10 protein-coding genes and 1 tRNA gene are annotated in these 12615 nt (G+C 67.9%); all 11 read left to right on the top strand.

Annotation, left to right across the window (positions count from 1 at the left end; genetic code table 11):
- The first annotated feature begins 90 nt into the window (after positions 1 to 90).
- The 11 genes from tolB to AX730_RS14280 all read left to right on the top strand — a co-directional run bounded on the left by tolB (position 91) and on the right by AX730_RS14280 (position 12615).
- Entirely contained in the window at positions 91 to 1410 is a 1320-nt protein-coding gene (tolB, locus tag AX730_RS14330; protein ID WP_062357641.1) for a Tol-Pal system beta propeller repeat protein TolB, read from the top strand.
- 64 nt (positions 1411 to 1474) lie between these two features.
- Positions 1475 to 1993, top strand: a complete 519-nt coding sequence (gene pal / locus AX730_RS14325; protein ID WP_062357863.1) for a peptidoglycan-associated lipoprotein Pal — start codon at positions 1475 to 1477, stop codon at positions 1991 to 1993.
- Positions 1994 to 2008: 15 nt separating this feature from the next.
- A complete protein-coding gene (ybgF, locus tag AX730_RS14320; RefSeq protein ID WP_083537929.1) occupies positions 2009 to 2845 on the top strand; it encodes a tol-pal system protein YbgF in 837 nt (278 codons plus the stop codon).
- Between the two features lie 63 nt (positions 2846 to 2908).
- Positions 2909 to 3592: a 7-carboxy-7-deazaguanine synthase QueE gene (gene queE, locus AX730_RS14315; RefSeq protein WP_062357640.1), complete on the top strand. Its 684-nt coding sequence runs from the start codon at positions 2909 to 2911 to the stop codon at positions 3590 to 3592.
- A gap of 47 nt (positions 3593 to 3639) precedes the next feature.
- Positions 3640 to 4305 carry a 7-cyano-7-deazaguanine synthase QueC gene (gene queC / locus AX730_RS14310; protein ID WP_062357638.1) on the top strand — a complete coding sequence of 222 codons (666 nt, stop codon included), beginning with the start codon at positions 3640 to 3642 and terminating at the stop codon, positions 4303 to 4305.
- A 73-nt stretch (positions 4306 to 4378) separates the two neighbouring features.
- Positions 4379 to 4454: transfer RNA gene (locus tag AX730_RS14305), tRNA-Lys, on the top strand.
- A 447-nt stretch (positions 4455 to 4901) separates the two neighbouring features.
- Positions 4902 to 5861, top strand: coding sequence for a DUF3829 domain-containing protein (locus AX730_RS14300; RefSeq protein WP_198147208.1), 960 nt, complete (start codon positions 4902 to 4904; stop codon positions 5859 to 5861).
- A 131-nt stretch (positions 5862 to 5992) separates the two neighbouring features.
- Positions 5993 to 7105 (top strand): PLP-dependent cysteine synthase family protein, encoded by a 1113-nt coding sequence (locus tag AX730_RS14295; protein WP_062357634.1) that lies wholly within the window; start codon positions 5993 to 5995, stop codon positions 7103 to 7105.
- 25 nt (positions 7106 to 7130) lie between these two features.
- Positions 7131 to 9158, top strand: a complete 2028-nt coding sequence (locus tag AX730_RS14290) for a M3 family metallopeptidase (protein WP_062357632.1) — start codon at positions 7131 to 7133, stop codon at positions 9156 to 9158.
- A gap of 119 nt (positions 9159 to 9277) precedes the next feature.
- Positions 9278 to 11458: a glycoside hydrolase family 3 N-terminal domain-containing protein gene (locus AX730_RS14285; RefSeq protein ID WP_062357630.1), complete on the top strand. Its 2181-nt coding sequence runs from the start codon at positions 9278 to 9280 to the stop codon at positions 11456 to 11458.
- 5 nt (positions 11459 to 11463) lie between these two features.
- Complete coding sequence (locus AX730_RS14280; protein WP_062357629.1) at positions 11464 to 12615, top strand: MFS transporter; 1152 nt, start codon at positions 11464 to 11466, stop codon at positions 12613 to 12615.

The following is a 12615-nucleotide window of genomic DNA, read 5'->3' as shown; positions in this document are numbered from 1 at the left end:
TTCGGCGGATGTCGTTCACAATTGTTAAAACGTTCACGCCGGGGCTGGTATCCCTTTGCCGCTCCGCCCAACCGCGAGTAGTTCCCGCCCATGAAGAAACCGCTGCGCTGGTTCGCCCTGTTCGCCCTCTCCCTGCTGCCCATGCTGGCGGCTGCCCAGCAACAGGGTCTGGAGATCGACATCATCGGCGGCAACGCTTCCGCGCTGCCGATCACCGTGGTCCCGATGCCCTACCAAGGCAGCGCTGTCGCCCCGCCGACCGACGTGTCGGCCGTGGTCCGTGCGGACCTGGAGCGCTCCGGTGCATTCCGCACGCTGCCGGAAGCGCGCATCACCGAGCGCCCGACCCGCGGTGGCGAGATCCAGTACCCCACGTGGCGTGCGCTGCGCCAGGACTACCTGGTCGTCGGGCGCGTCGCCGATGCCGGCGACGGGAGCTACCGGGTGGAGTACGAACTGTTCGATGTCGCCAAGCAGGAGCGCATGCTCGGCCTGGCGATGACCGCACGTTCGAACTCCCTGCGTGATGTCGCCCACCAGATGGCGGACGCGATCTACGAAAAGATCCTGGGCGTGCGCGGCGCGTTCTGGACCCGCATCGCGTACATCACCGCCGCCGGCACCGGCAAGGCGACGCGCTACGCGCTGATGGTGGCGGACTCGGATGGCTTCAATCCGCAGACCGTGGTGCGTTCGGCCGAGCCACTGCTGTCGCCGTCGTGGAGCCCGGATGGCCGCAAGCTGGCCTACGTCAGCTTCGAGAGCGGTAACTCGGCGATCTACCTCCAGGACATCTCGACCGGCGCACGCGAGAAGGTGGCGAGCTTCCGCGGCATCAATGGCGCCCCCTCGTTCTCACCGGACGGCCGCCAGTTGGCGCTGACGCTGTCGCGCAGCGGCAACCCCGAAATCTACGTCATGGACCTGGGCAGCCGCTCGCTGCGCCAGCTGACCACGACCTCGGCGATCGACACCGAGCCGGTGTGGAGTCCGGATGGCGGCAGCATCTACTTCACCTCGGATCGTGGCGGTCGCCCGCAGATCTACCGCGTGCCGGCCGCCGGCGGCAGCGCCAGCCGGGTGACGTTCGAAGGCAACTACAACGCGACCGCGAGCATGTCCTACGACGGCAAGAAGATCGCGGTGGTGCAGGGCGGCGGCAACAATTACCGCATTGCGCTGATGGACAGCAGCCTGGGCGGCGCCCGCTGGTCCTCGCTGTCGCCCGGTTCGCTGGATGAGTCGCCGAGCTTCGCTCCCAACGCCAGCATGGTGCTGTACGCCGCGCGCGAAGGCGGGCGGGGCGTGCTGTATGCGGTCTCGGCCGATGCGCGCGTGCGCCAGCGTCTGGTCGTCGCCAATGCGGACGTTCGCGAGCCGGCGTGGTCGCCCTACCGCACTGCTCGTTAATTTTACGTCTACAATGTGACCCCCTGATCCACCGATCCCCCGTTCAACGACGCAAGGAATGACCATGAACAACACCACCCGTGTTCTGCTGCTCTCCATGATGTCCGTCGCCGTGCTGGCTGGCTGCAAGACCAAGAGCACCAAGCCGGAAGCGCCGACCGACACCGCCACGACGACGCCCACCACCCCGACCACCCCGACCACGTCGGGCGTGTACGGTCCGAACGACCTCGACACCGATGCCTGCCTGCGCCAGCGCGTGGTGTACTTCGATCTGGATCAGGATTCCCTGAAGCCGGAGTTCCAGGCCATCATGGGTTGCCACGCCAAGTACCTGCGTGACCGTCCGTCCTCGCGCATCACGCTGGAAGGCCATGCTGACGAGCGCGGCAGCCGCGAGTACAACCTGGGTCTGGGCGAGCGTCGCGGCAATGCCGTGAATTCGGCCCTGCAGGCGAGCGGCGGTTCGGCCAGCCAGCTGACCGTGGTCAGCTACGGCGAAGAGCGTCCGGTTGCCACGGGGTCGGACGAGGCTTCCTGGTCGCAGAACCGTCGCGTCGAGATCGTCTACACGGCGAAGTAAGCCGTCGCCGTCACGATGATCGCGAAGAAGACGTATCTGCTGGTCCTGGCGGCGGCCCTCGTGGTCGCCGCTCCCGCGTACGCGCAGCGCGTCAGCCTGGCTGACCGCGTGGCGGCGCTGGAAGCGAAGGCCAACAATCCGCAGCAGAACCTCGACCTGCTCAACAAGGTCTCCCAGCAGGAAGCGGAGCTGCGTGAGCTGCGTGCCCAGCTGGAGCAGCTGCAGAACGAGAACGAGCAGCTCAAGCAGCGTGGCCGCGACCAGTACCTCGACCTGGATGGTCGTCTCAACCGCCTTGAAGGCGGCGCGACGCCAGCCCCGGTCGGTACGGCGCCCGCCAGTCCGCCGCTTGGCAATGCTGCCCCTGTCGCCGCGCCGGCCACCACGCCGGCGCCCGTTGTGGCCGCCACGGCCGAGCGCTCGCCCAGCGTCCATGGCGACATGGGTGCGTTGTCCGCCACGGGCGACGAACGCACCGCCTACAACGTCGCCTTCGACCGGTTGAAGGCGGGCGAATACGCCGATGCGGCGCAGCTGTTCACCAGCTTCCTCCAGCTGTACCCCAGTGGCGTGTACGCGCCCAACGCGCTCTACTGGCTGGGCGAAAGCTATTACGTCACCCAGAATTACGCACTGGCCGCGGAGCAGTTCCGCGCGCTGCTGGCGCAATACCCGACCCATGACAAGGCGCCCGGCGCCCTGCTGAAGATCGGCCTGTGCGACTACGGACTGGGCAAGCTGCCCGAAGCCGAGCGCACCCTGGGCGAGGTCATCGCCAAGTATCCCGGCACCGACGTCGCCCGCACGGCCGACGACCGTCTGCGCGCCATCCAGCTCGGCCGCCTGCGCTGAGCCGGCCACGTCCGGCACGCCTGGCGGAGACGCCGGGCCGCCAGGGCGTATCATGCGCACCCCATGAATGACGCCGCCCGCCCCAGCGAGATCGTCCAGTCCCCACTGGAACGCCTCAAGATCACCGAGATCTTCCTGTCCCTGCAGGGCGAGGCGAATGCGGTCGGCTGGCCCACGGTCTTCGTCCGCCTGACCGGCTGCCCGCTGCGCTGCCAGTATTGCGACACCGCCTACGCCTTCCACGGTGGCGAGTGGCGTGAGATCGACGACATCGTCGCCGAAGTCGCCCGCCAGGGTGTCCGCCACGTCTGCGTCACCGGCGGCGAACCGCTGTCGCAGAAGCGCAGCGTGGTGCTGCTGCGGAAGCTGTGCGACGCCGGTTTCGATGTGTCGCTGGAAACCTCCGGCGCGCTCGATATCGCCGATGTCGATCCGCGCGTGTCGCGCGTGGTCGATCTGAAGACGCCCGGCTCGAATGAAGTGTCCAGAAATCGGCTGGAGAACCTGCCGTTGCTCACCGCGCGCGACCAGGTGAAGTTCGTCCTGTGCGGCCGTGCCGACTACGAGTGGGCGCGCGGCATGCTCGCCGAGCACCGCCTGGCCGAACGCTGCGACGTGCTGTTCTCGCCCAGCAAATCCGAACTGTCGCCGCGCGACCTGGCGGACTGGATCGTCGAGGACCGCCTGCCGGTGCGCTTCCAGATGCAGCTGCACAAGCTGCTGTGGAACGACGAGCCGGGCCGCTGACCTGGCGCCTGCGGTAGCCTACCCCTCACCCCACGAACCATCGCCCCATGAAGAACGCCGTCGTCCTCCTGTCCGGAGGCATGGACTCCGCCGTCGTCGTCGCCATCGCCCGCGAGCAGGGCTTCGCCGTGCACGCACTCAGCGTGCGCTATGGCCAACGCCACACCTCCGAACTCGATGCTGCCGCGCGCGTCGCCACCACGCTCGGCGCCGCCGCGCACAAGACCGTGCACGTGGACCTGCGCAGCATCGGCGGCTCCGCGCTGACGGACGACATCGACGTGCCGGAGGCCGGCGGGCCAGGCATCCCGGTGACCTACGTGCCGGCGCGCAACACCATCATGCTGTCGGTCGCGCTGGGTTGGGCCGAAGTGCTGGGCGCCAACGACATCTTCTGTGGCGTCAACGCCGTCGACTATTCCGGCTATCCCGATTGTCGTCCCGAGTTCATCGAGGCCTTCGAGACGCTCGCCAATCTGGCGACCAAGGCCGGAGTGGAAGGCGCAGGGCTGCGCATCCAGGCGCCGTTGCTGCGCATGAGCAAGGCCGACATCGTGCGCGAAGGCGTGCGCCTGGGCGTCGATTTCGGACAGACCGTCTCCTGCTACCAGGCAGACGAACAGGGCCGCGCCTGCGGGCATTGCGATGCCTGCCGGCTGCGGGCCGCCGGCTTCGCCGATGCCGGTGTTGTGGATCCCACGCGCTACGCCTGATCGCGCGGGCTTCGCCCCATCACGAGCGTTGGGGTAGAATGCGCGTCCCGGTGCAAGGCCGGGATGCGTTTCCGGGCCGTTAGCTCAGTCGGTAGAGCAGAAGACTTTTAATCTTTTGGTCGAAGGTTCGAATCCTTCACGGCCCACCACTTGGACTCCATCACGCATCACGCATCCAGATGCCAGGACGCACCCGATGCGTGTTGGCCAGGAATACGATTCCAAGCGACGACGCACTAGCTGTGCCATGCGACAACTCGCCAGTCGTTCCGTATCAATGCCGTCACGACGGTTCGCATTGCCGATAACGCGTGACGATGGTTCGTCAGGCTGCTGTCGAGACACGGGTGGGATCCGGCATGTGTACTGCGCTGTCGAGCAGGCGCTGGTTCGTTCGCGCCCACGCGGCTCGGAAGGCCGCTAATGTGATGCATATGGGCCGGCAATCCTGCATTCCCCTTCGTGATAAACGGGTAGCCTGTGCATGGTTATCCGGCTATCTCGGTTCACATTTTCGCCGGTTAACGCAGGTGCGATGTCGAGTGCGATGCAGCGGACACGATGCGTCGGTAGATCTACACGTCAAGGAGCAAAGGATGAGTGCTAGGAAAGTGTTGGCCGTGGCCGTCGTCACGGCAATGGCGTTGGCTGCGTGCGGCAAGACGGGGACTGGCACGGACAGGGGCGCGGCAGTCGTAGGCGACAACGCCAGCGTCGACGCGCCCGATGCAGACCAGCAGGGTGCGGAGAAGATCAACGCCTATACCAAGGCCTACAACGACATGGTGGGCATGTTCTATGGCAGCACCAAGGGCCTGGACAATCTGCTGGAGGCGTACAAGGCGCAGAACATCGCGGGCATGACGTCGGTCGGCGCCGATACCCGGCTGGTCGTCTACTTGAATACCAGCATGCTGCGCAACAGCCTCGGCAACTTGAAGAAGGGGCTCGCGCTGTCTGGCGGTGCGGATACCGCGAAGGTCGACGACGTCGTCAAGCGGATGGTGGCCAACGGTGAAGCGCTCTTCAAGCAGGCCACGGATCTCGATGGCTACATCGACTCGAAGAAGTATCTCGAGGACAACCTGGCGAAGGGCAAGGCGATGGAGCCGGAGTTCGTCCAGCGCTGGACGCAGCTCAACCGTGATTTCGATGCGCTTTCCGACGAACTGGACGCGATCGAGCGCGCCAACCGGACCAAGGTGCTGGCCCGCCTGAAGGCCGACGGCGATACCGTCTGGGTCGACATCAAGCAGGGCACCTACGCGGCCAATGACCTGCTAGCGCTGTTTGAGAAGGCCTCCGACTTCAAGGACGCAGGCAAGATGGCGCAGGCCGATGCCTTGGCCAAGCAGATCGAGGACAGCGCGACCAGCATCAAGGCGCAGCTCGACGCGAAGGCCGATGGCGAGCAGCAGTATGAAGAAATGGGTGCCTACGAAGACATGATGTCGCTGCTCGGCACTTACCGGCAGATCAAGGCGGGCGGTGATGCCAGCCAGTTCGATGAGATGGTCCGCCAGTACAACCAGCTGATCGACCGGGATCGTTCGTGATGCATCGGACGGGGACGCGACAGCGCGTCCCCGTCCGCATTGCCAGCGACATGGAAGGCGTCGGCTCGGTCGCGGCTTGCTAAACTGACGCACTCGGCGCCGGATCCAGGCGGTGCGGAAAAGGAAGCGGCGTGACCACGGCAGCGCGTGACTGGACGGCGCAGGCGATCCAGCGCATCGAAGCGGACTACAACCGGTCCGCGGACACCCACCTGATCCCGCTGCCGCTGCCCGGCTTTCCCGGCATCGACGTCTACCTCAAAGACGAATCCAGCCACCCGACCGGCAGCCTGAAGCACCGGCTCGCGCGTTCGCTGTTCCTGTACGCGCTGGCGAACGGCTGGCTGCGCGAGGGGGCGCCGGTCATCGAGGCGTCCAGCGGGTCCACCGCGGTGTCCGAAGCCTATTTCGCGCGCCTGCTCGGATTGCCCTTCATCGCGGTGATGCCGTCGTCGACGTCGCCGGACAAGATCGCCGCGATCCAGTTCCAGGGTGGGCGCTGCCATCTCGTCGAGCAGGCGGCGGAGATCAATGAGGTCTCCCGGCGTCTGGCGCAGGAGAGCGGGGGCCATTTCATGGACCAGTTCACCTACGCGGAGCGCGCCACCGACTGGCGCGCGAACAACAACATCGCCGAATCCATCTTCAAGCAGATGGAGGCCGAGCCGCATCCGGTGCCGACGTGGATCGTCTGCAGTCCGGGCACCGGCGGTACCAGCGCCACCCTGGGACGCTATGTGCGTTACCGCCGGCATCCGACGCGCGTGCTGTGCGCGGATCCGGAGCATTCGGTGTTCTTCGACCGGTTCCGGGGCGCCTGCGACGGCTGCGAAGACACCACGCTGACCTGTTCGCGAGGCTCCGTCATCGAGGGCATCGGGCGTCCACACTGCGAGCCCAGCTTCATCCCGGCCTGCATCGATGCGATGGTGAAGGTCCCGGATGCGCTCAGTTTGGGCGCCATGCGGCATGTGAGCGCGATACTGGGGCGGCGGGTAGGCGGCTCGACCGGCACCAATTTCGTCGGCATCCTGGCGGCGGCCACGCGCATGCGCGAGGAAGGACAGGCCGGCTCCATCGTCAGCATCCTGTGCGACAGCGGTGAACGCTATGCGCACAGCTACTACAACCGGGACTGGTATCTGCGGCGCGGCATCCCCATCGTGGAAAGCGACGACGCCATCGCCACGGCGGTCGCCGGGCACGGGCTGCCCGCGCTGGCCCAGGCCGACCGGCCGAACTGAACCCCTTTTTTCAACGAGGCGCCCCATGACCAATCCGCTGCTCGACTTCTCCGGCCTGCCGCGTTTCGACGCGATCCGCCCCGAGCACATCGCGCCCGCCATCGATCAACTGCTGGCGGAAGCCGAGGCAGCGGTGAAGGCGGCAGAAGCCGTCGCACCGGTCACGTGGGATGGCTTCGTCGTGCCGCTGGACGATGCCACCGAGCGACTGGCGCGGGGCTGGAATCAGGTCGCCCACCTGGAGGCCGTGGCGAACACGCCGGCGCTCCGTGCTGCCTACAACGCGCAGCTGCCGAAGGTGACGCGCTTCTGGAGCGCGCTGGGGCAGAACCTCGCGCTGTACCGCCAGTACCGTGCGCTGGCCGATGCGCCCGAGGCGGCGCAGTACGACGACGCGCGCCGCAAGGTGCTGGACAACGCGCTGCGCGATTTCCGCCTTGGCGGTGCCGAGTTGCCGGACGAACAGAAGTCGCGCTTCGCCGCGGTGAAGGAGGAACTCGCCGGACTCTCGGCGAAGTTCTCGCAGAACGTGCTCGACGCGACCGACGAATGCGAGTTCTGGATCAAGGACAAGCAGCATCTCGGTGGCCTGCCGGCCGACGTGGTGTCGGCGGCGCGAGCCGCGGCCAAGACCGACGACGAGCCGGGCTGGAAGTTCACCCTGCAAATGCCGTGCTACCTGCCGGTGCAGACGTACGCGGACGACCGCGCGCTGCGCGAGACGCTGTACCACGCCAACGCGGTGCGCGCGTCCGAACTCGCCGACAATGAGGCGCTCGACAACTCCGCGCTGATCGACCGCATCCTCGCGCTGCGTGCCGAGCTCGCCACGCTGCTCGGCTTCGCCAGCTACGCGGAGTATTCGCTGGCCACCAAGATGGCCGACACGCCGGACGAGGTGCTGGCGTTCCTGCGCGATCTCGCCGCGCGCGCCAGGCCGCATGCGCAGCGCGACCGCGCGGAACTGGAAGCCTTCGCCCGCGAACAGCTCGGCCTGGAAACGCTCGAAGCCTGGGATCTCGCCTACGCCAGTGAAAAGCTCAAGCAGGCGCGTTACAGCTTCTCCGCCCAGGACGTGAAGCAGTACTTCACCGAGCCGGCGGTGCTGACGGGCCTGTTCGGCGTGATCGGCGATCTCTACGGCCTGCGCGTGGAGCAGGACGCGGCGCCGACGTGGCATCCCGACGTGCGCTTCTACCGCCTGGTGGATGGCGACGGCGCGCTGGTCGGGCAGTTCTACCTCGACCTGTACGCGCGCGAAGGCAAGCGCGGCGGTGCCTGGATGGACGACTGCCGCAACCGCCGCGACACCGCGCGCGGTACGCAGACGCCGCTGGTCTATCTGGTCTGCAATTTCGGCAAAGGCATGGACGGCAAGCCGGCCACCTTCAGCCACAGCGACGTGACGACGCTGTTCCACGAGATGGGCCACGGCCTGCACCAGTTGCTGACGCAGGTCGGTGAACTGGGTGTGGCCGGCATCAGCGGCGTGGAATGGGATGCGGTGGAACTGCCCAGCCAGTTCATGGAGAACTTCTGCTGGGAGTGGGCGCGCGTGCAGGCGATGACCGCGCATGTCGACACCGGCGAACCGCTGCCGCGCGCCCTGTTCGACCGGATGGTGGCGGCCAAGAACTACCAGAGCGGCATGACCACGGTGCGCCAGCTCGAATTCGGCCTGTTCGACATGCAGCTGCACAGTGGCTTCGATCCCGCCGCCGACAGCGTGCTGGCGCTGCTGGACCGCGTGCGCGCCGAGGTGGCGGTGAACTTCCCGCCCGAGTTCAACCGCTTCCCGCACCAGTTCAGCCATATCTTCGCCGGGGGCTACGGGGCGGGGTACTACAGCTACAAGTGGGCCGAGGTGCTCAGCGCAGACGCCTATGCGGCCTTCGAGGAAGCGCCCGCCGAGGTCGCCGGCACCGGTGCGCGTTTCCGTCGTGAAGTACTGGCACGCGGAGGCAGTCGCGGCGCGGCGGAGAACTTCCGCGCCTTCCGCGGTCGTGCCCCGCGGATCGACGCGCTGCTGCGCCATTCGGGCATGGCCGGATGACCGCCGGCGCGGGTCCCAGGACGATGGGCGAGGTGGAGTTCGGGCGGGTTTGACCGTGACTGTAAACGTTTTCATAATGACTGCCCCGTAATACCCGCGTTCCCGGGAGGATCGTTTACATGCCGCATCAGCGAAGGATCGAGGGCCTGATCGCCGGGATGACGCTGGAGGAAAAGATCGGCCAGCTCGGCGCCTTCGCCGATGCGCTGCGGCCGTTCGCCTTCGAGGTCAATCCGGAGACCTTCGCGCGCGATGCCGAGCAGGTACGCGAGCAGATCCGCAGTGGGCGGGTCGGCGCGCTGTTCAACGGCGTGGGCGCGGCGGAAGGCCGCGAGGCGCAGCGCATCGCAGTGGAGGAGAGCCGGCTTGGCATCCCGCTGCTGCTGGGCGCCGACGTGATCCACGGCATGCGCACGGTGTTCCCGATCCCGCTGGGCGAAGCCGCCAGCTTCGAACCCGACCTCGCCGAGCGCACCGCGCGCGCCACCGCGAAGGAAGCCACCGCGACCGGCATCCACTGGACGTTCGCGCCGATGGTCGACATCGCGCGCGACCAGCGCTGGGGCCGCGTGGCGGAGACCTCCGGCGAAGACGTCCATCTGTCCTGCGAATTCGCCGCTGCCCGCGTGCGCGGCTTCCAGGGCCAGGACCTCACGGCCGCCGATTCGCTGTTGACCACCCCAAAGCACTTCGCCGCCTATGGCGCGATCTCCGCGGGCCTGGACTACAACTTCGTGGACATGGCGCCGCAGACGCTGCGCGACGTGCACCTGCCGCCGTTCAAGGCCGCCATCGACGCCGGCGCGCTGACGCTGATGAGTTCGTTCAACGACATCAATGGCGTGCCGGCTTCGGCCAACCGCGAGCTGCTGACCGACATCCTGCGCGGCGAGTGGAAGTTCGAAGGCTTCGTCGTCTCCGACTACACCTCCGATCTGGAACTGATCGCGCACGGCTACGCCAGCGACGAAGCCGATGCTGCGCAGAAAGCGCTCTCCGCCGGTCTCGACATGAGCCTGCAGAGCGGCATCTACGCCGGCCATGTCGCAACGCTGGTCGCCGAAGGCCGGCTGAGCATGGACGAGGTCGACGAAGCCGTGCGCCGCGTGCTGCACGTGAAGGCCGCCATCGGCCTGTTCGACGATCCCTACCGCTGCCTCGATGCCGAGCGTGAAGCCGACCAGTCGCACATCCCGGCGCACGATGCGCTGGCCCGCGACTGCGCGCGCCGCTCCATCGTGCTGCTGAAGAACGACGGCGACCTGCTGCCGCTGAAGAAGGCCGGCCAGCGCATCGCGCTGATCGGGCCGTTCGCGCAGGACACCGCCAACCTCGGCGGTTGCTGGAACATCTTCGGCGACGCCTCGCGCATGGTGGCCGTGGAGACCGGCGTACGCGCCGCGCTGGACGATCCGTCCGCACTGGTCGTGGTGCCGGGTAGCGGCATCGAAGAAGCGCTTGAGGGCGGCATCGACGCTGCGGTCGCCGCCGCGCGCGCGGCCGATGTGGTGCTGCTCGCCGTGGGCGAACCGCACGAGTTTTCCGGCGAGGCGCAGTCGCGCACGCAGATCGTGCTGCCCGCCGCGCAGCAGGCGCTGGCCGAGGCGGTCGCCGCCACCGGCACGCCGGTCGTCGTGGTGCTGCGCAACGGCCGCGCGCTGGCGCTGGATGGTGCGATGCGCGATGCGCAGGCGATCCTGGTGGGCTGGTTCCTCGGCACGCAGACCGGCCCGGCGATCGCCGACGTGGTGTTTGGCGACTACAACCCGTCCGCGCGCCTGCCGGTGAGTTTCCCGCAGGACGCCGGCCAGCAGCCGTACTTCTATAACCATCCCGCCAGCGGCCGTCCCAACGTGCCAGGCACGCCGCGCTTCTTCCAGACGCGCTGGCGCGAGGTCACCCACGCCGCGCTGTATCCGTTCGGCCACGGCCTGTCGTACACGCGCTTCGACTACGGCGTGCCGCAGCTCGACACGCAGACGCTGGGCTGGGACGACACGCTGACCATCCGCACGCGCATCACCAATGCCGGCACCCGAGCGGGCGAAGAAGTCGTGCAGCTGTACCTGCGCGACCGCACCGCGAGTCGCGTGCGTCCGGTGTGCGAGCTGAAGCGCTTCCGCAAGATCGCGCTGGTTGCCGGCGAGTCGCAGGACGTCGAATTCACGCTGACGCGCGCCGATGTCGAATTCCACGGCGTCGACAACCGCCCCGTTGCCGAACCGGGCCTGTTCGACCTGTGGGTCGCGCCGTCCAGCGCGGTCGGCGACGCCGTGCCGTTCGAACTGCTGGCACCCTGAGCCGCATGTCCGTGAGTGACGCCGCGATGCCGGCACCCGGCGCGCGCGAACGCATCGCCACCCGCATCGCCTTCTTCATCGGCGGCTTCGCCATCTCGGCGTGGGCGCCGCTGATCCCGTTCGCCAAGCGCACGCTCGCACTCGATGACGGCCAGCTCGGCCTGATGCTGCTGTGCCTGGGCGTGGGCTCGGTCTTGATGATGCCGCTGGCCGGCGGGCTGGCCGCGCGCTTCGGTTGCCGCCGCGCGATCCTCGCCGCGGGCGCGATGATCTGCCTGTGCATGCCGGCGCTGATGCTGGCGCCCAGCATTCCCGTGCTGGCGCTGGTGCTGGCCGTGTTCGGCGCCAGCATGGGCGTGCTCGACGTGGTGATGAACGTGCAGGCGGTGATCGTCGAACGCGCCAGCGGCCGCGCGATGATGTCCGGCTTCCACGGCATGTACAGCGTCGGCGGCATCGCCGGTGCGGGCGGCGTGGCGGGCGCATTGGCGCTGGGCGCGTCGCCGCTGTCGGCGATCGGCGGCATGGCGGTGATCGCCGCGCTGTTGCTGGCCGGTGCACGGCGCGGGTTGCTGGAAGAAGGCGGCGACGGCGATCATCCCGCCTTCGTGCTGCCGCGCGGTCGCGTGCTGCTGGTCGGCGCGGTGTGCTTCGCGATGTTCCTGTCCGAAGGCGCGGTGCTGGACTGGAGCGCGGTCTTCCTCACTTCCGTGCGCAACGCCGATCCGGCGATCGCCGGGTTCGGTTACGTCGCCTTCGCGGTGACGATGACGATCGGACGCCTGACCGGTGACCGCATCGTGCAGGCGCTGGGTGCGTTCCGTGTGGTGCTGTGCGGTGCGCTGGTCGCAGCGGCCGGCTTCATGCTGGCGATCCTGGCGCCGTCGCCGCTGGCCGGACTGGCGGGGTTCGCGCTGGTCGGCGCAGGCGCGGCCAACGTGGTGCCGGTGATGTTCTCCACCGCCGGGCGCCAGCGCAGCATGCCCACGCACCTGGCGGTCGCCGCGGTCACCACGATGGGGTATGCCGGTGTGCTGCTGGGGCCGGCGGCGCTGGGCTTCATCGCCAACCTCACCTCGCTGGCGGCGGCACTGGGCCTGCTGGTCGTGCTGCTGGTGGCGGTGGCCCTGGTCGCGCGCGTCGCCACGCGCGACTGA

Source organism: Pseudoxanthomonas mexicana (genome assembly GCF_001556105.1).
Taxonomy (GTDB): domain Bacteria; phylum Pseudomonadota; class Gammaproteobacteria; order Xanthomonadales; family Xanthomonadaceae; genus Pseudoxanthomonas_A; species Pseudoxanthomonas_A mexicana_A.
The sequence above is the reverse complement of the archived record's forward strand: the minus strand, read 5'-3'. Positions and strand labels throughout refer to the sequence as shown.

Coding starts and splice junctions, on each gene's coding strand:
- tolB (WP_062357641.1), top strand. CDS start 91: ATGAAGAAACCGCTGCGCTGGTTCGCCCTGTTCGCCCTCTCCCTGCTG.
- pal (WP_062357863.1), top strand. CDS start 1,475: ATGAACAACACCACCCGTGTTCTGCTGCTCTCCATGATGTCCGTCGCC.
- ybgF (WP_083537929.1), top strand. CDS start 2,009: ATGATCGCGAAGAAGACGTATCTGCTGGTCCTGGCGGCGGCCCTCGTG.
- queE (WP_062357640.1), top strand. CDS start 2,909: ATGAATGACGCCGCCCGCCCCAGCGAGATCGTCCAGTCCCCACTGGAA.
- queC (WP_062357638.1), top strand. CDS start 3,640: ATGAAGAACGCCGTCGTCCTCCTGTCCGGAGGCATGGACTCCGCCGTC.
- AX730_RS14300 (WP_198147208.1), top strand. CDS start 4,902: ATGAGTGCTAGGAAAGTGTTGGCCGTGGCCGTCGTCACGGCAATGGCG.
- AX730_RS14290 (WP_062357632.1), top strand. CDS start 7,131: ATGACCAATCCGCTGCTCGACTTCTCCGGCCTGCCGCGTTTCGACGCG.
- AX730_RS14285 (WP_062357630.1), top strand. CDS start 9,278: ATGCCGCATCAGCGAAGGATCGAGGGCCTGATCGCCGGGATGACGCTG.
- AX730_RS14280 (WP_062357629.1), top strand. CDS start 11,464: ATGTCCGTGAGTGACGCCGCGATGCCGGCACCCGGCGCGCGCGAACGC.